The organism is Marinospirillum sp., from assembly GCF_014859565.1.
On sequence record NZ_JACUUA010000009.1, the window covers coordinates 12,090 to 34,188 of the forward strand.

The 22,099-nt window shown below is 50.8% G+C and carries 24 protein-coding genes; 15 read left to right on the forward strand and 9 right to left on the reverse strand.

What is annotated here, in order from left to right:
• Positions 1-77 precede the first annotated feature (77 nt).
• From IBX50_RS02730 to lipA, 4 genes are all read left to right on the forward strand, one after another.
• On the forward strand, positions 78-1,157 hold the full coding sequence (locus tag IBX50_RS02730) for a D-alanyl-D-alanine carboxypeptidase family protein (protein ID WP_292253110.1): 1,080 nt from the start codon (positions 78-80) through the stop codon (positions 1,155-1,157).
• A 78-nt stretch (positions 1,158-1,235) separates the two neighbouring features.
• A complete protein-coding gene (locus IBX50_RS02735) occupies positions 1,236-1,523 on the forward strand; it encodes a DUF493 domain-containing protein (RefSeq protein WP_292253111.1) in 288 nt (95 codons plus the stop codon).
• Complete coding sequence (lipB, locus tag IBX50_RS02740) at positions 1,523-2,200, forward strand: lipoyl(octanoyl) transferase LipB (protein ID WP_292253113.1); 678 nt, start codon at positions 1,523-1,525, stop codon at positions 2,198-2,200. Before IBX50_RS02735 ends, lipB begins: the two co-directional genes overlap by 1 nt.
• On the forward strand, positions 2,197-3,162 hold the full coding sequence (gene lipA / locus IBX50_RS02745; RefSeq protein WP_292253115.1) for a lipoyl synthase: 966 nt from the start codon (positions 2,197-2,199) through the stop codon (positions 3,160-3,162). The genes lipB and lipA overlap by 4 nt, the downstream gene beginning before the upstream one ends.
• Here lipA and holA read toward each other — a convergent pair.
• The 3 genes from holA to leuS are packed head-to-tail and all read right to left on the reverse strand — an operon-like array spanning position 3,159 to position 7,272.
• Positions 3,159-4,181 (reverse strand): DNA polymerase III subunit delta, encoded by a 1,023-nt coding sequence (gene holA, locus IBX50_RS02750; protein WP_292253116.1) that lies wholly within the window; start codon positions 4,179-4,181, stop codon positions 3,159-3,161. The two genes, lipA and holA, sit on opposite strands and share 4 nt — an antisense overlap.
• Positions 4,162-4,674 (reverse strand): LPS assembly lipoprotein LptE, encoded by a 513-nt coding sequence (gene lptE, locus IBX50_RS02755; RefSeq protein ID WP_292253117.1) that lies wholly within the window; start codon positions 4,672-4,674, stop codon positions 4,162-4,164. The genes holA and lptE overlap by 20 nt, the downstream gene beginning before the upstream one ends.
• The gene (leuS, locus tag IBX50_RS02760) at positions 4,675-7,272 is read right to left on the reverse strand and encodes a leucine--tRNA ligase (RefSeq protein ID WP_292253118.1); all 2,598 of its coding nucleotides are present in this window, start codon (positions 7,270-7,272) and stop codon (positions 4,675-4,677) included.
• Between the two features lie 144 nt (positions 7,273-7,416).
• Here leuS and queF point away from each other — a divergent pair, with 144 nt between their 5' ends.
• From queF to IBX50_RS02795, 7 genes are all read left to right on the forward strand, one after another.
• A complete protein-coding gene (queF, locus tag IBX50_RS02765; RefSeq protein WP_292253119.1) occupies positions 7,417-8,241 on the forward strand; it encodes an NADPH-dependent 7-cyano-7-deazaguanine reductase QueF in 825 nt (274 codons plus the stop codon).
• 150 nt (positions 8,242-8,391) lie between these two features.
• Positions 8,392-8,463, forward strand: coding sequence for a pyrroloquinoline quinone precursor peptide PqqA (gene pqqA / locus IBX50_RS02770; protein WP_292253151.1), 72 nt, complete (start codon positions 8,392-8,394; stop codon positions 8,461-8,463).
• 71 nt (positions 8,464-8,534) lie between these two features.
• Positions 8,535-9,455 (forward strand): pyrroloquinoline quinone biosynthesis protein PqqB, encoded by a 921-nt coding sequence (gene pqqB / locus IBX50_RS02775; RefSeq protein ID WP_292253120.1) that lies wholly within the window; start codon positions 8,535-8,537, stop codon positions 9,453-9,455.
• Positions 9,456-9,467: 12 nt separating this feature from the next.
• Positions 9,468-10,250: a pyrroloquinoline-quinone synthase PqqC gene (pqqC, locus tag IBX50_RS02780; RefSeq protein WP_292253121.1), complete on the forward strand. Its 783-nt coding sequence runs from the start codon at positions 9,468-9,470 to the stop codon at positions 10,248-10,250.
• A complete protein-coding gene (gene pqqD / locus IBX50_RS02785; protein ID WP_292253122.1) occupies positions 10,247-10,516 on the forward strand; it encodes a pyrroloquinoline quinone biosynthesis peptide chaperone PqqD in 270 nt (89 codons plus the stop codon). Before pqqC ends, pqqD begins: the two co-directional genes overlap by 4 nt.
• Entirely contained in the window at positions 10,509-11,645 is a 1,137-nt protein-coding gene (gene pqqE / locus IBX50_RS02790; RefSeq protein WP_292253123.1) for a pyrroloquinoline quinone biosynthesis protein PqqE, read from the forward strand. Before pqqD ends, pqqE begins: the two co-directional genes overlap by 8 nt.
• A 205-nt stretch (positions 11,646-11,850) precedes the next feature.
• Complete coding sequence (locus IBX50_RS02795) at positions 11,851-13,638, forward strand: prolyl oligopeptidase family serine peptidase (RefSeq protein WP_292253124.1); 1,788 nt, start codon at positions 11,851-11,853, stop codon at positions 13,636-13,638.
• A 55-nt stretch (positions 13,639-13,693) separates the two neighbouring features.
• On the opposite strand, the gene IBX50_RS02800 is transcribed toward IBX50_RS02795, so the two are convergent.
• The 6 genes from IBX50_RS02800 to IBX50_RS02825 all read right to left on the reverse strand — a co-directional run bounded on the left by IBX50_RS02800 (position 13,694) and on the right by IBX50_RS02825 (position 19,024).
• A complete protein-coding gene (locus IBX50_RS02800; RefSeq protein WP_292253125.1) occupies positions 13,694-14,359 on the reverse strand; it encodes a response regulator transcription factor in 666 nt (221 codons plus the stop codon).
• A 76-nt stretch (positions 14,360-14,435) separates the two neighbouring features.
• Positions 14,436-14,975: a rhodanese-like domain-containing protein gene (locus IBX50_RS02805; protein WP_292253126.1), complete on the reverse strand. Its 540-nt coding sequence runs from the start codon at positions 14,973-14,975 to the stop codon at positions 14,436-14,438.
• A gap of 305 nt (positions 14,976-15,280) precedes the next feature.
• Positions 15,281-16,093 (reverse strand): ABC transporter permease, encoded by an 813-nt coding sequence (locus IBX50_RS02810; protein WP_292253127.1) that lies wholly within the window; start codon positions 16,091-16,093, stop codon positions 15,281-15,283.
• Positions 16,090-16,824: an ABC transporter ATP-binding protein gene (locus tag IBX50_RS02815; RefSeq protein WP_292253128.1), complete on the reverse strand. Its 735-nt coding sequence runs from the start codon at positions 16,822-16,824 to the stop codon at positions 16,090-16,092. Before IBX50_RS02815 ends, IBX50_RS02810 begins: the two co-directional genes overlap by 4 nt.
• Before the next feature lie 12 nt (positions 16,825-16,836).
• Complete coding sequence (locus tag IBX50_RS02820; protein WP_292253129.1) at positions 16,837-17,808, reverse strand: YVTN family beta-propeller repeat protein; 972 nt, start codon at positions 17,806-17,808, stop codon at positions 16,837-16,839.
• Between the two features lie 28 nt (positions 17,809-17,836).
• Positions 17,837-19,024, reverse strand: a complete 1,188-nt coding sequence (locus IBX50_RS02825; RefSeq protein ID WP_292253130.1) for an ABC transporter substrate-binding protein — start codon at positions 19,022-19,024, stop codon at positions 17,837-17,839.
• Positions 19,025-19,215: 191 nt separating this feature from the next.
• Here IBX50_RS02825 and IBX50_RS02830 point away from each other — a divergent pair, with 191 nt between their 5' ends.
• The 4 genes from IBX50_RS02830 (at position 19,216) to IBX50_RS02845 (ending at position 22,097) form a co-directional block, all read left to right on the forward strand.
• Entirely contained in the window at positions 19,216-19,680 is a 465-nt protein-coding gene (locus IBX50_RS02830; protein ID WP_292253131.1) for a copper-binding protein, read from the forward strand.
• A 216-nt stretch (positions 19,681-19,896) separates the two neighbouring features.
• Complete coding sequence (gene pedF, locus IBX50_RS02835) at positions 19,897-20,352, forward strand: cytochrome c-550 PedF (RefSeq protein ID WP_292253132.1); 456 nt, start codon at positions 19,897-19,899, stop codon at positions 20,350-20,352.
• Positions 20,342-21,277: a transporter substrate-binding domain-containing protein gene (locus IBX50_RS02840; protein WP_292253134.1), complete on the forward strand. Its 936-nt coding sequence runs from the start codon at positions 20,342-20,344 to the stop codon at positions 21,275-21,277. Before pedF ends, IBX50_RS02840 begins: the two co-directional genes overlap by 11 nt.
• A 25-nt stretch (positions 21,278-21,302) precedes the next feature.
• Positions 21,303-22,097: a quinoprotein dehydrogenase-associated SoxYZ-like carrier gene (locus tag IBX50_RS02845; RefSeq protein WP_292253135.1), complete on the forward strand. Its 795-nt coding sequence runs from the start codon at positions 21,303-21,305 to the stop codon at positions 22,095-22,097.
• The last annotated feature ends 2 nt before the right edge of the window (positions 22,098-22,099 follow it).

Consider the following 22,099-nt stretch of genomic DNA (forward strand, 5'->3'; position numbering starts at 1 on the left):
ACCAGCGTCAGATCAGGTTATACATTCCATTTTTATTCCTTGTCCTGTTTTTATCCTTGTCTGCCCAGGCACAGGTGATGATACCTGCCCCTCCTCAGATTGCAGCAACGTCTTGGGTGCTGATGGATGCTCATAGTGGAAAAATCATTGCTGAGCACCGAGCTGACGAGCAATTACCCCCTGCCAGCCTAACCAAAATGATGACCAGCTACCTGCTGGAGTATGAAATCAAACGGGGTAATGTACAGTTGGATGACATGGTGCGGGTCAGTGAAAAAGCCTGGCGTATGCCCGGATCGCGGATGTTTATTCAGGAAGGCACTTTTGTATCCATCGAAGACCTGCTAAAAGGCGTCATCATTCAGTCTGGGAATGATGCCTCGGTCGCTGTTGCTGAGTATCTGGCTGGTAGTGAGGCTGCTTTTGCTGACCTGATGAATCAACATGCTCGCTCCATGGGCATGGATAATACCAACTTCAGAAACTCCACTGGCCTGCCGGAAGATAACCACTACAGTTCTGCACGGGATATGGCTATTCTGTCACAGAACAAGATCATTCATTATCCCGATCACTACTCCCTTTATTCCGAGCGTGAGTTCACCTACAACAACATCAGCCAATCCAATCGTAATCGTTTGTTATGGCGCGATTCAACAGTGGATGGATTAAAAACCGGCCATACTAATGAAGCGGGATATTGCCTGGCCGCCTCAGCCGTGCGTAATGACATGCGTCTGATTTCAGTAGTGATGGGTGCACGCAGTGAAGAAGGGCGGGCGCAGGAAAGCCAGAAGCTGCTGAGTTACGGCTTCCGTTATTTTGAAACAGCACGCCTGTATGAACAATATCAGGTGCTGGATAATGCCAGGGTGTGGCAGGGCGTTAGAGATAATATCAAGCTGGGTGTGACCGAAGAAGTGTTTGCCACTATTCCCCGTGGACAGCAGTCAGCATTGCGAGCCGAATTGCAGATCAATGATGTGATCAAAGCCCCTATACGTGCCGGTGACCGGCTTGGTGTTTTAAAGGTTAAGCTGGGTGATGAGCTGATAACAGAGCAACAACTGGTTGCACTGGAAAACCTGGATGAAGCCGGTTTCTTTAAGCGCCTGTGGCATAGCCTGCTGTTGTTTTTCACAGAATTGTTCCGCTGATCGACTGCTGGATTCAGGCTGTACTTGCAGCCTGAACCGGCTATAATTGACAAAATTACTCAGTTTTATGGTGTCGCCATGCAACAAGCTCCAAACAATCCGAATGACAACCCACCCAAAATCGAATTTCCTTGCCACTTTCCCATCAAGGTGATGGGTGAGGCCGCACCGGATTTTAAGGCCTGTGTGCTGGATGTACTGGTGGAATCAGAAACCAGCTACCTGCATGAAACTGTTTCTGTGGTGGACAGCAAAAATGGACGTTTTCAGTCCGTGCGTATCACCATCGAAGCACAAAGTGCAGGGCACCTCTCCAGTTTGCATGAAGCATTAAAGGCAACTGGCCGCGTTCAGATGGTTCTTTGATGTCATCAGAGTCAGCACCTCTGGTGGTGCGATTGCTGGGGCGACAGCCTTATGAACCCCTCTGGCACCAAATGCAGGCCTTCACCAATCAACGTGATGCAACCACCCCGGATGAACTCTGGGTGCTGGAGCATGAACCAGTGTTTACCCAAGGACAGGCTGGTAAAGCGGAGCATCTGCTGAATCCGGGCGATATCCCTGTGGTTAAAGTGGATCGTGGTGGTCAGGTGACCTGGCACGGCCCCGGACAACTGATTATTTACCTGTTGCTGGATGTGCGCCGACTCAGTTATGGCGTGCGGGATCTGGTGAATCTGATTGAAGAAAGCCTGATTGAATACCTGGCATCACTGGGCATTGATGCCCATGCCCGACCGGATGCACCAGGTGTCTACATCCGTGGTGGACAGTGGGATGGTGCCAAAATAGCCGCGCTTGGCCTTAAAATCCGCCGAGGCTGCAGCTTTCACGGTTTAAGCTTTAATATCACTTGTGAGCTGGGTGATTTTCTGCGCATTAACCCCTGTGGTTATGCTGGAATGCGAGTGGTGCGTCTGCTGGATCTGTTGCCCGAAACCCAATTTGAAAAGACACAACAGGATTTACTGAACATTCTTTTACGCCGTCTGGGCGTAACACACGTAACCTATTCGACCACCTTGCAGGAGTTGGCATGAGCGCAAATACCCAGGTAAAAAAAGTAGTACAAGGTGAAAAGCTGCGCGGCGCTGACAAAACGGATCGTATTCCGGTCAAAATTATTCCGACTGAAACCCTGCCAAAAAAACCTGAATGGTTGCGGGTGCGGATGCATGTCTCACCGGAGGTGAACCGCATCAAGGAAACTCTGCGCCGTCATAAGCTGAACACGGTTTGTGAAGAAGCCTCCTGCCCGAATCTGGGTGAGTGTTTTCACGGCGGCACCGCCACTTTTATGATCATGGGTGATATCTGTACCCGTCGTTGTCCCTTCTGTGATGTGGCACATGGTAGACCCAACCCACTCAACGCGGATGAACCTCGCGAAATGGCAGAAGCCATTGCTGAGATGAAACTTAAATACGTAGTTATTACCTCGGTGGATCGGGATGACCTGCGGGATGGTGGTGCAGATCACTTTGCCCAGTGCATCAGTGAACTGCGTCAGCGTATGCCAAAACTGGAAATTGAAGTGTTAGTGCCGGACTTCCGTGGTCGTATGGATGTGGCTGTGGATATTCTGCGTCAGACACCGCCGGATGTGTTTAACCACAATCTTGAAACCGTACCCAGCCTGTACAAAAAAGTACGCCCCGGTGCGGATTACCAGTGGTCACTGGATCTGCTGAAGCGCTACAAAGCAGCTTGCCCGGACGTTAAAACCAAATCCGGCCTGATGCTGGGTGTGGGTGAAACCAATGAGCAGGTGCTGGACGTGATGCGGGATCTGCGTGCCCATGATGTCGACATGCTGACACTGGGACAATACATGCAACCCTCTAAAAACCACCTGCCAATAGACCGCTGGGTGACACCGGATGACTTTGCCTGGTTGGCTGAAGAAGGTTACAAAATGGGCTTTAAACACATCGCATCCGGCCCGTTAGTCAGGTCGTCGTACCATGCAGACAAACAGGCGCATGGCGAAAAAATCAGTTAAGCCGTCTGGGTGTTCAGTCCAGAAAACCGCACCACCAGTTGCAGTAACAGGTCATTCAAGGGTTCACCGGAACCTTTGATGGCCTGATCACACTGGTGTGCCAGTTGCAGCAGCTGGTGAGTGCTGGCTTTGTTCAGATGTTGGGTGGCAGCACGGTAGATGGGTTTGCGTTTATCCCAGATGCGCAGTTGCTGACAAGCGGTATCAAAGGGACGACCGGCATCCAGATGGTGCAGCAGGCTGCTGACCTGGCGGATTTCGCGGGTGAGTGCCCACAGCAGTAGCGGTGCTTCACTGCCTTCACTTTCCAGCCCACGCAACACCTTAACAGCACGGGAGGTTTTGCCTTCCAGGCAAGCATCGGCCAGATCAAACAGACTGTAACGGCTGGCATCTTCGATCAACAGCAGCAGTTTTTCTGCCGTCAGGCGCTCACCCGGTGCTACAAACAAACGCAGCTTTTCAATTTCCTGGGCAGCGGCCAACAGGTTACCTTCAACCTTGTCGGCCAGCAGGCTGGTGGCATCCATATCAGCCTGTACACCGGCACTAGCAAGCCGAGCATTGATCCAGCGAGGTAACTGACTGGTTTCCACCGGCCAAATTTGTACCAGCAAGCCATGTTGTTCCACGGCTTTCATCCAGGCACTTTTTTGCTGTGCTGCATCCAGTTTGTTGCTGATGAACAGCAGGCAGTCATTACCCTGCTCACTCATACGGCATAACTGCTGGATGACTTCACTGCCTTCCTTGCCGGGTTTGCTGCTGCCGAGTCGCACTTCCAGTAGTTTGCTGCCACCAAAGAGTGACAGGCTGGCGGTGGCACCCAGCAGTTGTTTCCACTGGAACTGGGCACCTACATCGTGAACTTCACGTTCTTCCACACCCTGCTGACGTGCACAGGCACGAATCATGTCCGCTGCTTCCTGCATCTGCAAGGGTTCGTCGCCGGTCAGCCAGATGACCTGTGGCAGTTTCTTTTTGAGGGTGTCGGGCAGTTTATTGAACGCGATTTTCATAGGTCAGTGCCTGAGTCTTCAGAGTCAGCTGGCGGATCAGGTCATTTTCCATGCTGCGTAGCAGTTCATTACGTAGACTGTCACGAGCCAGTAGGTTGTCATCACGGGTGTACTGGCGCTGGGTGATAAATACTTCATCACTGAACAGCGGTTCACCCTGTTGATCTCTGGCATCAGCGCTCACCTGCAGGGTTAACTCAAACTCCTCCACCTTACCAAACACCACCTGACGCTCACTGGAACCAAAGTCTCGTAACTCCAGTCTCAGACGACTGGTTGCAGATTGGGTAGTGATCAGTACACCGGATTGTTGCAGCTGGCGGCTTAGGGTAGCCGCCAGATTTCCGGCGCCACCCTGACTGGTGATGTAGAGAGGTTGCAGCTCGGCAGGCAGTTCAATGAACCCGCGCAGGCGAAAACCACAGGCGCTGATCAGTACAACCAGCAGCAGTACCAGACTGATTCTGATCTGTGGTTTCAGCCAGCCACTCATTTAACCGATCACCAGATTGATGAGTTTGCCGGGCACAACAATCACCTTACGCAGTGTTTTGCCTTCCAGATGTTTCTGCACTTTTTCATCAGCCAGTGCCAGTTTCTCAATGGTGGCCTGATCGGCATCCGCAGGCAGTTGCAGCTGAGCACGGGGTTTGCCGTTAATAGAAACACCCATTTCGATGGTGTCACGCGTCAGGGCAGATTCATCCAATTGTGGCCAGGGTGCATCAATGGCTGAGCCGGTATGACCCAGATCCTGCCAGAGTTGGTGGCAGATATGTGGTGTGATGGGTGACAACATCACCACCAGTGCCTGATAAGCTTCACGCGCTACAGCCAGACTGAGTGGATCAACATCATCAAAACGTGACAGCTGATTGGTCAGCTCCATCATGGCAGCAATGGCGGTGTTGAAGGTGACACGGCGAGCCATGTCATCCGTAACCTTGCTGATGGTTTCGTGGGTTTTGCGGCGCAGGTCTTTTTGTTCTTCAGTCAGCTGGTTGAGATCCAGCGTGCCGGGTTGACCAGCCAGCAGATGCTGGTGTACCAGTCGCCACAAACGCTTGAGGTAACGATTGGCACCTTCCACACCAGAATCTGACCATTCCAGCGACTGATCGGGAGGGGAGGCAAACATCATGAACAGACGCACGGTATCCGCACCGTAGAGGTTAATCATCGACTGAGGATCAACACCGTTGTTCTTGGACTTGGCCATTTTTTCCATGCCACCGATCTGCACCGGCTGGCCGTCAGTGATCAGACGGGCGCTGACTGGGCGACCTTTGCTGTCTTTTTCAACTTCGACATCCGCTGGGTTAAACCAGTCTTTGCCACCGTTGGGAGCATCACGGTAGAAGGTTTCTGCAATCACCATGCCTTGAGTCAGCAGGCGCTTGAAGGGTTCATCGGAGTTGACCAGTCCAAAATCACGCATCAGTTTGTGGAAAAAACGCGAATACAACAGGTGCAGGATGGCGTGTTCAATACCACCGATATAAATATCCACCGGCAACCAGTAGTTGGCGCGGTCATCCAGCATGGCTTCGTTGTTGTCGCTGGAGCAGAAACGAGCGTAATACCAGCTGGACTCCATAAAGGTGTCAAAGGTATCGGTTTCACGCTGCCAACCGTTATCCAGCTCGTAGAAGGCCGGCATTTTTTTGATCGGTGAACCACCGGAGGCATCAAACTCTACATCCAGCGGTAAGGCGACGGGCAGGTCTTCATCACGCACCGAACGGGTTTCGCCGTTGGAGCCGTTTTCCACCGGAATCGGAGCGCCCCAGTAGCGCTGACGGGATACACCCCAGTCGCGCAGGCGGAAGTTAATTTTGACCCGACCCTTGCCCTGATTTTGCAGCTCACCAGCGATGGCATTAAAAGCGGCTTCAAACTCCAGTCCGTCATACTGGGCAGAATGCACCAGACGGCCTTTTTCAGTGAAAGCAGCTTGAGTAATGTCACAGGCTTCACCGTTGACTGGCTCAATCACCTGTTCAATGGCAATGTTGTATTTGGTGGCAAATTCCCAGTCGCGCTGGTCGTGCCCCGGAACCGCCATCACGGCACCTGTACCGTATTCCATCAATACAAAGTTGGCAACCCAGACAGGAATTTCACGGCCAGACAAGGGATGTACGGCTTTAAAGCCGGTCGCCATGCCTTTCTTTTCCATCACCGCTAGTTCGGCTTCGGAAGTACCACCCTTGCTGCACTCCACCAGAAAATCAGCCAGTGCCGGGTTGTTTTCAGCAGCGGCTTTGGCCAGCGGATGACCGGCAGCCACAGCAACATAGGTCACACCAAACAGGGTGTCTGGGCGGGTGGTGTAAATTTCCAGACCTTCAGGCATCAGCTCAGCAGCCTGGCCTTTCAGTCCAAAGGTCATTTCCACACCACGGGATTTACCAATCCAGTTGCGTTGCATGGTTTTGACCTGTTCCGGCCATTCCACCTTGTCCAGATCAGCCAATAGTTCTTCAGCATAATCGGTGATTTTCAGGAACCACTGGGGGATTTCTTTGCGCTCCACCAGTGCACCGGAACGCCAGCCGCGTCCATCAATAACCTGCTCGTTGGCCAGTACCGTCTGATCCACCGGATCCCAGTTGACCATGGCATTTTTTTTGTAAACCAGACCCTTGTCGACCAGCTTGCCAAAAAACCACTGTTCCCACTTGTAATAAGAGGCATCACAAGTCGCCAGTTCACGGCTCCAGTCATAAGCAAAACCCAGGGCTTTTAACTGGCCACGCATGTAAGCAATGTTTTCTTTAGTCCACTTGCCCGGTGCCACCTTGTTTTTGATAGCAGCATTTTCTGCGGGCAGGCCAAAAGCATCCCAGCCCATTGGCTGCATGACATTTTTACCCTGCAGGCGCTGGAAACGGCTGATCACGTCGCCGATGGTGTAGTTGCGCACATGCCCCATATGCAGTTTGCCGCTGGGGTAGGGGAACATCGACAGGCAGTAGTATTTTTCGCGGCTGGCATCTTCGATGGCTTTGAAACACTGATTTTTATCCCAGAAACTCTGAGCCTGCTGCTCCAGTACACTGGGTTGATAGTCGGGGATCTGGGTGTCCATTTTGTCTCGATTTGTCAGTTGGATCAGTCAAAAAAGCTAGCCGCTAAGGATACACCAAGCAGCCTGCAAGATGTAGGTGATGCAAGGTTGAAAATGTTATGCTGATTTTTTGTGAACAGGCTTTTTGTGAACAGGCTTTTTGTGATGCATACACCTTCTGTAGAAACCTCACCGCTGGGCAAGGAAACCCGCTACATCAATCAGTATGATCCTGGATTGTTGTATCCCATCCCGCGTCAGGCTGCCCGTGAGCAACTGGGTCTGGTTGCTTCATCCCTGCCTTTTAAGGGTGTGGATATCTGGAATGCTTATGAAGTGTCCTGGCTGAACACACGTGGTAAACCGCTGGTGCGCCTGGCCGAGTTTCGGGTTCCGGCGGACTCTCTAAACATCATTGAGTCAAAATCCTTCAAGCTCTACCTCAACTCTTTTAACCTGACCCGTTTTGATAATGAGGCTGAAGTGGTGGCGCGTCTGCAGAAAGATCTGTCTGGTGCAGCGGCAGCTCCGGTTGAAGTGCGCCTGTACAGTGTGGAGCAGGGTTTACAGCCTCAGCCGCTGGCAGGTTTGTGTATTGATGATCTGGATATTGACGTAAAACACTACACTCCAGAACCCGCCTTGTTGCAGCTGGATTCTGATATGCCCACTGAAGAAACCCTGGTCAGCCATCTGCTGAAATCCAACTGTCCGGTCACCGGTCAACCGGACTGGGCGAGTGTTCAGATCCATTATCGTGGTTCAAAAATAGATCGGGCTGGCCTGCTGGCTTATCTGATTTCTTACCGAGAAAAAGGTGATTTCCACGAGGCTTGTGTAGAGCAGATTTTTTGTGATCTACAGCAGTCTTGTGCCCCGGAGTTTCTGAGTGTGTATGCACGTTATGTGCGTCGTGGTGGTCTGGATATCAACCCGTTTCGCTCTAGTGAAGTGATACAACCCAACAACCTACGTTTGTTGAGGCAATAAACAACATGCCCTTTAGGGCGGGAGGATGTCAACATCTTACACAAAATGCCCATGAATTTACTTCCAAAGCATCATGTTTTCAAAAACAGCCGACTCCTACTATCAAAAAGGTGCTAATCATGGCATCGCCAACTGATAAAGGAGTTTCCCATGTGGATAAAACCTTCCTATACTGACTTGCGTATCGGTTTTGAAGTCACTATGTACTTCTCAAACCGCTAACCGCTGACGGATGCCGGCTGTCAGTCGGCATCCTTATTGATACTGAAAACTGCTGATGAGAAGAATAAATAATGCAGATACAGATACTGGGCTCAGCTGCCGGTGGTGGTTTTCCGCAATGGAATTGCAACTGTGATAATTGCTCCGGTGTGCGTAAAGGGATAATTCAAGCCCACCCCCGAACACAATCTTCAATTGCTGTTAGTGGTGATGGTAAGCAGTGGATACTGTTTAATGCCTCACCGGATATCAGGGCACAGCTAGAAAGCTTCCCCCCTTTACAACCCTCGCGAGGTAAACGGGACACCGGTATTGCTGCGATTGTGCTGATCGATAGCCAGATCGATCATACCACTGGGTTGCTGATGTTGCGTGAAGGTTGTCCACATCAGGTTTGGTGTACAGCGCAGGTTCATGAAGACCTGACAAGTGGTTTTCCGGTTTTTAATATGCTCAGTCACTGGAACGGGGGGCTGGAGCATCACACTATCCCTATCGACTCTCCGGTTAATCGTTTCACTATTCCAGCGGCTCCGACCTTGGAGTTTTTTGCTATCGCGCTGCAGTCAAGTGCTCCACCTTATTCGCCACATCGTAATGATCCCCATGTAGGTGATAACATCGGCGTACTGATACGGGATACACAGAGTGGGCGCTCGTTGTTTTATGCGCCGGGTCTGGGGCAGCACGACAGAGCCTTGCTTGAGGTGATGGCCAGTGCAGACTGTTTGCTGGTGGATGGCACCCTATGGTGTGACGATGAGTTGCTGCTTAGCGGGGTGGGCGACAAGCTGGGTGTGCATATGGGGCATTTGCCGCAGTCAGGCTCTGATGGGATGATAGCGCTGTTGGATGCTTTTCCAAATGCACGCAAGATTCTGATTCACATCAATAATACCAACCCAATTCTGCGTGAAGACTCTGCTGAGCGAGCTGAACTGACTCGCCACGGTATCGAGGTGGCGCATGACGGCATGAGCCTGACGCTTTAAGGAGCCTTCACTATGAGCACAGATACCCTGATCAGTCCCCCTAATGTTAGTACACCAATGACCCCGAAAGCCTTTGAACAGGCATTACGTGCCAAAGGGGCGCTGTACCATATCCACCATCCGTATCATAAAGCGATGTATGAAGGGCGTGCGACACCCGAGCAGGTGCGCGGCTGGGTGGCCAATCGGTATTACTACCAGATCAATATACCGATGAAAGATGCCGCCATTATGGCGAATTGTACGGATCGTGACGTGCGCCGTCACTGGGTGCAGCGGATCCTGGATCATGATGGTTTTGAGGATTCAGAGGGCGGAATAGAAGCCTGGCTGCAGTTGGGTGAGGCGGTCGGTTTGACACAGGAGGAGATCATCTCGCAGGAGCATGTCTTGCCGGGAGTGCGTTTTGCGGTAGATGCTTATGTCAGCTTTGCCCGCCGTGCCACTTGGGAGGAGGCGGCCAGTTCATCGCTAACGGAGCTGTTTGCACCTGAGATACATCAATCGAGACTGGATCGATGGCCGGAGCATTATCCTTGGATTGATCCGAAGGGGTATCAGTACTTTCGTAATCGACTGAGCGAAGCACGCCGGGATGTAGTTCATGGTTTGCAAATCACTCTGGATCATTATCGAACCTTGGCTGAGCAGCAGCGCATGCTGGAGATTCTGCAATTCAAATTGGACGTGCTCTGGAGCATGTTGGATTCGATGAGTCTTGCCTATGAGCTGGAGCGTCCACCCTACCATACCGTGACACAAGAAACGGTGTATCACAGAGGGCTGTTCCGGTGAACGATATCAGAGCATTGAAGCTTAATCCCATGTTTCGTCTTCAGTGGGAGGTCGCACAGGAGGCGTGGGTACTGCTTTATCCAGAAGGGATGGTCAAGCTGAATTCCAGTGCTGCAGCCGTTCTCAGTTATGTTGATGGGCAACGCTTGACAGCTGATATTGTACAGGCTCTGCAGCAGGATTATCCTCAGGCTGAAGGTTTGGCCGATGATGTTGCAGCCTTTTTGCAGGAAGCTCACAAAAATAACTGGGTAATCTATGACTGAGCGATCATCAGCCCATCACCAGCGGCAGCCCCTCTGGCTTTTGGCCGAGTTGACCTATAAATGTCCGTTGCAGTGTCCCTACTGCAGCAACCCGGTTGATTTTTCTGCCGCTGGTGAGGAGTTGAGTACTGAGCAGTGGCTGGACTTGTTTGTTCAGGCGCGTGAGTTAGGGGCGGCACAACTGGGGTTTTCCGGTGGTGAGCCACTGGTGCGCCAAGATCTGGAAGTGTTGATCAAGGGTGCGCGTGATCTGGGCTTTTATACAAATCTGATTACTTCAGGCATAGGGCTGACGGCAGACAGAATTGCAGGCTTTCGCCGCGCCGGGCTGGATCATATACAGGTCAGTTTTCAGGCGTCGGATGAGCAGGTAAACAATATGCTGGCCGGATCGGCCAAAGCTTTTCAGCAGAAGCTGAAGATGGCGCATGAGGTTAAGGCTCAGGGGTATCCGATGGTGCTCAATTTTGTCACTCATCGTCATAATATCGACAACATAGATCGCATCATTGAGCTGTGTGTTGAGCTGGAAGCCGACTATGTCGAATTGGCGACCTGTCAATATTACGGTTGGGCATTAGAGAATAGGGCGGCTCTCTTGCCAAGTCGCGAGCAACTGATCAGGGCAGAAAGGATCACCAATGAATATCGTCAGCGCCTAGAGGGAGAGGGCAAAAGGATTAAACTCATCTTTGTGACGCCTGATTATTATGAAGAGCGTCCGAAGAAGTGCATGAATGGTTGGGGTGAACTGTTTTTAACAGTGACTCCTGACGGTACTGCCTTACCTTGTCACAGTGCACGAATGCTCCCTTTGTCTTTTCCGAATATAAAAGAGCACACACTCAGGGATATCTGGCATCACTCGTCCGGCTTTAATTATTTCCGTGGTGATGACTGGATGAGTGAACCCTGTCGCAGCTGTGTTGAAAAAGAAGATGATCTTGGTGGCTGTCGCTGTCAGGCATATCTGTTAACCGGCGATATGCATGGTGCCGATCCGGTCTGCAGTAAGTCTTCCCATCATGATGTGATCCTCAAAGCACGCACCCAAGCGGAAATAGAGATGAATCAGCCAGAGATGATCTACCGCAATGAGCGCAACTCCAGACTGATTTGCAAGGGTTGAACGGTTTGATATAGCGAGTTCTGATATGAAAAGAACGCTTACAGCGGCAGATGCAGTAGCAGCGACGGTCGAATATGGATCTGTTCAAGCACAAGCAGGGCTCGTTTTCTGGATTGCCTATGAACCATATACGGGCTGTAATCGCCTTTACTGTCTGGATTTTCTACGTCAATCCACTAGATGCCTGACACCTGAAGGGATGAGTGTGCGTAGCAGAGTCCATGAGTATGGTGGTGGGGCCTGGTCAATCATCAGCATGACAGGGGTTGCTTGGGTTAATGATCAGGATCAGCAGATATGGCTGACCGTATGGGATTCCACATCCTCTACGTCACAACAGCCAAATCAGATAGATAGCAGCAGTTATCGGCTGACCTCACAAATGAATATGCGTTTTGCCGATCTGACCTATGATCCCGTTCGTCACTGGTTGCTGGCGGTGGCTGAAATTCATGAAGAAGCTGAATCAGCAAAGGGCGAAGAAGTATGCAATCTTCTGGTTGCTATCTGTCTTAAAAGCGGAAACCTAACGGTTTTGGCAAAGGGAGCGGATTTTTACGCAGCACCCGCCCTTAGTCCTGATGGGCGTTGGCTGGCCTGGGTGGAATGGAAACATCCGGCACAGCCTTGGCTGAATACGTGTGTCCGCCTAGCTGATCTTGATCATCCTGATCAGGAGGCAGCAGTGATGAGATCAACGGATGATCAGGTGGCTTGGCTGCAGCCGCGCTTTTCTCCCGATGCTGAGCTATTGGCTGTAGGTGATATTGATAACTGGTGGAATCTGTTCAAACTCTCTAAGACAGAAGTGCCAAAACCCCTAACGGATACTGTGCAGGCTGAGTTTACCCAAGCTCCGTGGCAGCTTGGATTGTGCAGTTATGGTTGGAGCTCTCATGGCGAACTTCTAGCGATTGTTCAGGCAGGGGGTTATTCGTCGCTGCGGCGTTATCAGGCAGATCTCCAATGCTGGCTAACACTGTCCTTGCCTTTCACTCGTCTGTACAGCCTAGCGTTGTCCGGTGACTATGCCTACATGGTGGCAGAGAGCCCTGAGTGTTTGTCAGGCATCATCATGCTTAATCTGAGCGATAACCGATGGCACTACCTGTGTGGTGGGGCTGAACCAGCTTGTCATGTATCTCTACCGCAGGCGCGTAGCTGCCCGCTGAATGAGGGTGATGAACTGCCATTTTTTTATTACCCGCCTCATTCTGCCTCAATCCCATTGACTACAAATGCAGCTCCACCCTTAATTCTGCTGATTCACGGTGGGCCCACATCCTCTACCGCGCCGGTGTTTAATCCGCGCATTCAATACTGGACTCAGTGTGGGTTTGCCGTGGCTGATCTGAACTATCGTGGCAGCTGTGGTTATGGTCGACGTTATCGACTGATGCTACAGAGTCGCTGGGGAATTGCTGATGTCGAAGATGCCGAGAGTGTGGTCGACTGGCTGGTGAGTCAGGATTTGGCGGATGCACAAGCACTGTTTATCCGTGGGCAAAGTTCTGGTGGTTATACGGTACTGATGGCTCTGCTAAGCAGCCAGCGCTGGTGTGCTGGTGCCAGTCTTTATGGTATCAGTGATTTGCAACGCTTGGCACAGACAACGCATAAATTCGAATCCCGCTATCTAAACTGGTTGATTGGTGATCCTGATGATCAGGAGCTGTTTCGTCAACGCTCACCCTATTATCTGGCCGATGGCTGGCAGACACCGGTGATCTTCTTTCAGGGGAGAAAAGATAAAGTTGTGCCTCCAGAGCAGACGCTGCGCTTGCAGGCACGATTGCAGCAGGCAGGTGTGAGGGTCGAGGCCTGTCTATTTGATGACGAGGGACATGGTTTCAGGCTGGCTTGTAATCAGCAGCAGGTGCTAGAGCAGGAGATGGCTTTTTATCTAAACAGTTTGGAGGCTGCAAAAGGCCAGTTATCAGATAAAAGAAATATCAAAATAAACCAGTCAAACCGAGCGAGCTGCGGGCGCTGATCAGCCATCTGCTGAACAGCGCTGCCACTTGGATCTACTACCTGCACAAAGCACTTCATCGGCGCAGATAATGTGTGAAATCGATATCACTGGCCGTCAGTATGGCCTGCACACGGCTGTGTACTCCGAGCTTTGATAATATAGCAGAGACATGAGCCTTGACCGTGGTTTCAGCGATGTTCAGGTTGTAGGCGATCAGTTTGTTAGAATCACCCTTCACCATCCTTTCCAGAACCAGCAACTGACGTCGGGTCAAGGATAACAACCGCTCAACGGGCATCTCATTCATGTTTCGCCTACGCCGTCCCGGCTCGTTGTTCGGCTGATGCATAATATCTGACGGTAGATAAATATTTCCGTTGAGTATCTGCTGCAGTGCATCTGTCATCTGACCGCGGTGGGAGGACTTGGAAATAAATCCGATCGCGCCGCAGGTAATGGCCTGAAGCACCACCTGTTTATCATCTTCGGCAGATATGATAACAACCGGCGTAGTGGGTGCTTCATTGCGTAATGAAATCAGGCCATTCAGTCCCTGCATGCCAGGCATGTTCAGATCCAACAGGATCAGGTCCAGCTCTTTATCTATACGAGCCAGTTCTAGGGTGGATTCAAGGTTCTCCTTTTCGATGATCTCGGAACCCACAAAATGACTACCGATCACATGAGTGATGGCATCACGGAACAAAGGATGATCATCAGCGATTAGTATTTTATACATTGTTTATCCCTCTTATCGTTATTATCAGGGAATAAAGATCACCACGACGAACAGTGCATCATTACTCACAGGTGCGTCAGGGTATCTCTCCGGTTGCGGTTAATAAGGCATCTGCTGACAAGGGTTCAGGATGGGTTGCCTGCAGGGGTAATCCTGCTTCAAGCCATCCATCACTACCTTCACGGTACCAGTAAAGCTGTGTGTAGCCCCAGGCAGCAGCACGCTTGACCGCATTCCAAGACATCCAGCAATCAGCTGTACAGTAGATTACCACAGGGTGTCCGCGGTTGGCTTCAGTCCACTGATATAGGTGTCCAGCAAAGTATTCTATCCAGTGATCCTCCGTGAACCCCCAGCCAACATTTGGCAGCCAGAAACTGCCCGGAAGCGTTTGGCGAGGGGTTGTGTAGATAAAAATACCATCACGCCAAGTGATCGGCTGCACATCGATCAACAGGGAGCCTGGCTGCGCCTGCACCAAAGATTGAAGCTGCTCGGTGCTGATGCGTACACCACCTTCAGCTGTCTCGGGTGTGGGGCTACGGTAGTGGCTGATACGGTAGCCTTCAGCCGAGAAACGCGGCAGGTTGTCATCGGCTATGGATGGGGCTGACATGAGCAGGATTACTCCACACCCCCAACACACTAACGTGAACGGACAGGTGTTTGAATGATGAGACATGGTTCACGATTCCTCTGCTTGCCTGTCACATTATTACACATGAGTTCTGTCGCTGATTAAATAGTACCATAGACAAAAAAAAGTACCAAAGTTGCATATTCGCCAGGTTAGCAAAAACCGCGTAAACCCTCGCCCAATCGGGCGCTGATATCAGCGGATGACTGCGAAGCAGTCATGGGTTGTTGCTCATATACAGGCATCTTGGCCTGAAATTAAAGGCCAAGAAAGATCTCAAGCCTTCACGCAGATGAAGGTTTTGCGGGGGATGATGATTCAATTCGCTCTGGACGAAAGCCAAGCACGGCAAGAACACAGAAGAAAAAGGTAGTCAGCAGTGTGATGATCAGTGTTGATAAATTGAGTTGCAGATAAAGGGCATGACGTACTAGCTCAACAGCATGGGTGAAGGGGTTAAGCAGGCATACCCAGTACAGCCACTCGCTGCTTTCACGCATCCGCCACAGCGGATAGAGAGCCGATGAGATGAAAAACATCGGGAAAATGACAAAATTCATCACACCGGCAAAGTTTTCCAGATAACGTATCCTAGATGAGAGAAACAGGCCGATTGCACCTAGCAGGATGGAGGTTAACAGCAGGGTTGGCATCACCGTCAGCAAACCTGTGTAAGGTAGGTCAATCCTCATCATCAGGGCGATAGCCAGAAACGCATAAACTTGTAATAGTGAAATCAGCGCAATTGACATCAACTTGCACAGTAGCAGCCAGCTACGCGGCAGCGGGCTCATCAGCAGTACCCGCATACTACCCATCTCCCGGTCATAGACCATCGACAGCGCACTTTGCATACCATTGAACAGCAGAATCATGCACATCAGTCCCGGAAGGATATAAGTTTCATAGGTAATGTAGGTCTGATAGGGGGGGGTGATTGACAGCCCCAGTGCAGCACGAAATCCGGCAGCAAACACCACTAACCACAGGAGTGGGCGCACCAGCGCACTGAAAAAACGCGAGCGCTGTTGAATAAAGCGCTGAAACTCGCGGCGCAGAATACCTTTGAAGCAGATGAACCAAGCGCGAGTATTCATGTTGTTTCCTGCTGTAAACCGGTGATCTTCTCAAATGCGCTACCCAGCTCGAAAGTGCCGCTTTGTTTGCAGATCTCTTTAGCCGAAGCGTTAGCAAGTAGAGAGCCATGATGCAGAATCAACACCTGATCTTCAGTAGATATCTCTTCAATTAGGTGCGTTGTCCAGAGAACCGTCAACTGCTGTTCATGGCATAGATGGCGGACATGCCGGTTCAGGTCAATACGTGCACGAGTATCCAGCCCACTTGTTGCCTCATCCAGCAGCAGAACCGAGGGGCGGTGCAACAACGCTCGTGCTATCTCAACCCGACGGCGGTGACCACCATTGAGCTGTCTGACACGATCATGCAAACGTTCACTGAGTTGCCAGCGTGCCATCTCGGTTTCAGCACGATGCCTAGCTTCCTTCGGTGGTATGCCATGCAGTGCTGCATGGTACTGCAGGTTTTGCAGCACCGTCAGATCAAGGTCCAGCGTGCTTTGCTGAAAGACCACGCCGAGTTGCTGCATCAAAAGGCGAGGCTGGCGTTTCAGATCCACCCGGTTAATGCTGACCTCTCCCTGCTGCAAGCTCAGCAGGCGTGTCAGCAGTGACAGCAGGGTGGTTTTTCCGGCACCATTGGGACCCAGCAGGGCTGTGAAGCTTCCATCAGGCAGGGTGAAATTAAGATCCTTCAATGCCTGACGTGCGCCATAATTGAAACTTAATCCCTTGATCGCAATGCTCATGGTTTTGTCCTGTCAGGGGGCTGCGACCACACCCCAGGGGTAACGTCCCACCTGTAGGGTTTTGATGACCTTAAGTTTTTCTACATCAATGATGGATACATCCCCGCTGACGCCGTTGGTCGAAATAACAAACTTGTCATCCGGTGTTAATCCAACTCCCCAGACACGTCGGCCAACCAGCAGGTAGTCGATCACCTCGTAGGTTTTTGCATTAATGACGGCGACATGGTTGGCAGGGCCAAGAGCAACAAAGGCATAACGTCCATCTCGTGTCAGTTGGATGCCAACCGGTTGAATACGATCAGGGTGAACTCCTTTGATGGCGAAACCTATCTTGTGCACTTCGGAGCGTGATTTCACATCATAAATGGTGACAGTGCCGCCTATCTCTGCGGAAGCCCAGAGTCGCTTCGAATCGTGTGTGAACTCAACATGCCGTGGGCGCTGATCTATCAGCGTGTTATCCACCAGTTCAAGGGTTTCGGTGTCGATCCAGTGCAGCATATTGGTTGTTTCACTGGTGTTGACTGCCCAGCGTCCATCCGGACTGACACCCATACCTTCCGGTTCAATCCCGACCTCGATCTGTGCCAGTACCTGATTGGATTCAACATCAATTACCGATACAATATCGTCATCCTCGTTGGCGATAAACAGCAAGCGGTCATTCGGATGCAGTGCAAACTGCTCAGGATCGTCACCCGAGGGAAGATCCTTGATGAATGCAAATGTCTTGGCATCGTAAACTTCAACACGGTCTGAGTCGCTGGCGCAGACATACAGCTTGCTGTAATCGCTGCTCATCAGAATACCTCGAGGGCGCATACCAACTTCAAAGGTATTAGTTACCTCCCATTTTTTGGTATCAATAACCGAAATAGTGTTGTCGCGCTCATTGGATATAAACACGGTACCGGCAAAAAGTGAGCTGCTGAACAGCAGGGCACTGGATAGGATTCCAAACAGTAGTTTCTTTTTGAGCATGATGTTCTCCCATTTTTTATAGTTGGATTTAATTGACTGAACATTGGCTCTCTGGCTTGTCATAACCAAGAGTGTCAAGATCGGTGATCGGGTGCAGGAAGCCTTCTTGAGGGGATTGGGAAACCAGTGCTCTAGAATGCACCAGCGGTATAGGTTGTTTTAGCTGGCCGCTCCAGCCACGGTATTCCAAGCGCCGACCTTTGAAGCCAGCCAGTTGAAATTTATCGGAGAGAATAAAGGCACGAACTTCAACAGGGTTAATGCTGCGCAGGTTAGTGATCGCTTCGCCAACACTGCGAACACCGGCCCAACTGGCGTAATCCAACTCGTTCATCCAGCGGCCTGCATGTGCCTCAAACCGGCTATGCAGCTGGGCGGCACCCCAAGCCTCTACAGCCTTGTGCCAAGCAACTGGCATCATTCCTTGGGTACCGGCAACCGGGCGAGGAAGCCAAGTATTATAGAGCACATACTCTCCGAAGTGACCCTGCTCATCGGCCACAATGACTACGTCATAATCACTCGCACGGGTAAATATTGGTAACTCCTGCTGTGCTGTGCGGCGTAGATCAGTATCAAAACTCCATGCTTTTTCTTCAATAATTCTGGCTCCGAACCGATTTGCAGCTCTCCTGACGGCAGCGGCATAAGCCCTGTCTTCCGGCTGCTGACCTGTGATTAACAACCATTTGCGCCATCGGCGACTGACCAGCCACTGTGCCATAGCGTCGGTCAGCATGGCGCGGGAGGGGAGGGTATGCAGCAGTCCGGGAATACATTGATCCACACGCAGTGCATCATCCTTGCTGCCAGCGTTGAAAATCAGTGTTTCAGGGCTTAGTGCTGTTTGCAGGCTGCGTAGTTGGTCTGTTGGCAGATTGGCGACAAAAAAACGCACACCCTCCTCATGAAAGCGTATTGCTGCATCAAGAATCTCAGCAGCATCATCACTTTGCAGCGCATCAAGCTGATAACGGTGCTTCAGAAAGCGTCCGGTTGCGCTGTTATCTTTAATAGCGACCTCAGCACCGCGCAACCCTTTATCCTCCGGCTCTGGAAAACTGTTGGACAGCAACGGCCCCGTATCGGCCAGATAACCCAGATAGGCAATACGCACTTTGAGTTCGTCAGCCTGTATCAGTGGGGAAATGCAGCTAGCGACCAGTAGACAGGTTAAGAATGAAGCCTTGTGCAGATATTTTTTTATGGTGCTCATTATTTTACCTGATTTTTTGTGTTGAGGTGATCCTGTATTTTGCCTCAATAATCCTAGCCTAGCCAGTGATGGGTACTTATTGAATGTTAACAAGGTAGTAATTATTTAGTTCTTAAGTATCATTATCAGCCTAAATTGATTCTACTAAGATGGATGGGATACTTTAAAAAAATACAAAAAAAGGTTGTCTTATGTCGTTTATCTTGTCCTGCTCAAGAAGATCTGTATTACTCCTGCCAATTTTGTCTCTGGTCATTCTGCTGTCTCCATCCGCTCAATCAGCAGGTGATCTAACACAGCGTCCAGATCGTCTGCCAGTGCTGACCCTGGGCAAGCTGACCGAAACAGAGTTGTTGGATTACTTTATGGCGCCTACCGAATATCGTTTGGAAACAGGCAAGTCGTATCGTCTGAAAGTTCAGGCATCAGGCCTCAAGGAATATGCTCTGCAGGCACCTGAGTTCTTCAGCAGCATCTACATCCGCAAGGTTGAAGCTGGTGGTGTGGAGATTAAAGGTGTGGGTCTGAGTGAGCTGGAGTTCGAAGAGGAGGGTGAAGCTGAGATCTTTTTTGTACCCATACGAAGTGGTGAATTTTCCTTTTATATAAAAGGCCATGAAAAGCGCGGTATGACAGGTGTGTTTATTGTTGAGTAATTCATTAATGACTCAGGCAGTTTAATGCTGCAATAGCACCGTAGAGTAGCTCCTGGCTGAAAGCAAGGGATCCGGTACTTTAGTGCATGAACAATAGATAAAAATGTTAATTACTTCCGTGAAGTGATCTGGCTAACATTTAACTGTGAGCACTGGATGTATCTATGTTCCGGCTGTATTAGTATCAAATAATAAATCCAAAAATAGGTGATGTTGATGAGTCTACAAATTAAAAACTCCGGATTACTGTCTGTTGCTGCTGTGGCACTTGTGTCCGGCCTTATTGTGTCCGGTCTTGTGTTGGCACACGGCGATGTCACACCACAACCGGTCGAAACCAAGGGCTTGACCCCGCTAGGTGATGACTGGCTGGAAGAGAACCCTTATCAACCTGAGCATAACGAGTATGAGGTTGCAGTCAAAATCGGCGCATCGGCCTATAACCAGAACTGCGCACGCTGTCATGGACTGGAAGCAATATCGGGTGGCATCGCACCGGATCTGCGTGAGATGGAGAATGGCATAGAAGGAGATGAATGGTTTATTTACCGTGTACGCGAAGGTGCTGTACGGGATGGTCGCGTCTATATGCCGCGTATGGCTGATTATATGGATCAGGAAGCAGTTTGGGCAATACGTGCTTGGCTGGAGACTGTGAGCCATGATCGTTAAGTATCGCATCATCAGCTATGTGGTACTGGTGTCGGGGCTGTGCCTTTTGCTGTCAACTCAGTTATCTGCTCGCCCTTTTGATGAGTTGATGGCTTCAGGATATCTGCGGGTGGCGGTGTATCAGGACTTTCCTCCTTACTCATTTATTAGTGAAGCTGGCGAAGCAGCCGGTGTGGATATTGAGATTGCGCAGCATATCGCTGATCAGCTGGACTTGCAGCTAGAACTCTTCTGGATGGTTCCGGATGAGGATCTGGGTGATGATCTGCGCAATTATCTATGGCGCGGGCATGTGCTGGATCATGAGCACAAACATGAACGCTTGTCTGGCAAAAAAGTAGCAGACCTAATGTTGCGAGTGCCCTATGACCGGGCGTTTAACTACGCCCGTGGTTATATTGGACAAGGTGTGTATGCCTATCAAAATGATCTGATCGTTATGATGGCCCCCTACCAGCAGGAGACCTGGAAGCTTGCGCATGATCGTGAGCGTCTTGAGCAGGTACGCACTCTGGCGGTTTTCCAGTATCACCCAGTGGGTGTGGAGATGGAGACAGTGCCTGCCTTCATGCTGACTTCAGCTTTTAATGGCAATCTGCGCCATCAGGTCAAACATTTTCGCTCTCCTCGTCAGACATTTGAGGCAATGACCACGGGGGAAGTGGCGGCCATGCTGGGTATGCGTGCTGAGGTGGAGTGGCTGTTGCAACAGCATGGGGATGATCGTTATCAGATAGCTGAGACCACCTTCCCTGCCATGGGCAAGCCGCACTGGGATATTGGTATCGCTGTGCGAGAAGCGGATCGACAGCTGGGGTATCTGGTTGAAGGCATCATAGAACCGATGGTTCTCAACGGCAAGATGGCTGAAATTTTCAGCCGCTACGGGCTGACCTATCAGAAACCAGCCTTTCATGAATTTTAAGGTTATCAAACTGCTGAGGTGTGTAATGGCGACTCGTTTCTGTTTCAGCCGTCCTCTGTGTGTAGCTCTGATACTTCTGCTGCCGTTGTTGTTGAGTTTATCAACCATCAGCAGCGCAGATAACACCACTAACAGTGTGATGTGGGATTACACTCGCAAGCTGTTCCTTGGTGATGCTACCTATCAGTTTGATGAGCGTATCAAAGTTGAGTTGCCCACCTTTGCCGAAGATTCCATGCAGGTTCCGTTACTGGTGGATGCCAGTGCGCTAGGTCAGGAGGTGGTGCAAATCATTGCCTGGGCCGATTACAACCCAATTCAGCATATTTTCACCTATTACCCGCAGCCAGGCATTGTGCCGTTGGTGGCCTTGCCTTTTAAAGTACAGCAGAGCACTCCGGTACGGGCGGCAGTTCAGTTGGCTTCTGGGGAGTGGCGGGTGGGCACAGGATTTGTTGATGCCGCCGGAGGCGGCTGCACACTTCCCAGTATGACCCGTATGAAGGATGACTGGTTAACCCGACTGGGTGATATCAGTGCTGGGCGCTTTGTACGGCTTGGGTTCTCTCAGGAGCAGATAGAACGTTACCGCTTCAGAGTAATGCATCCCATGGACTCCGGCCTGGTCGCGAATATCCCCAGCTTCTATCTAGAACAGATTGAACTGCGTGATAGTGAGGACAAGATACTGATACACATGTGGTTGTCGCCGGCAGTTTCTGAAAATCCTTTGATCACCTTTGACAGCCAGCTCCGTGATGGAGCCAATACCCTCTTGCTGCGTGATAACGATGGCAATGAGTTTAGACAGGTGTTCTGAGG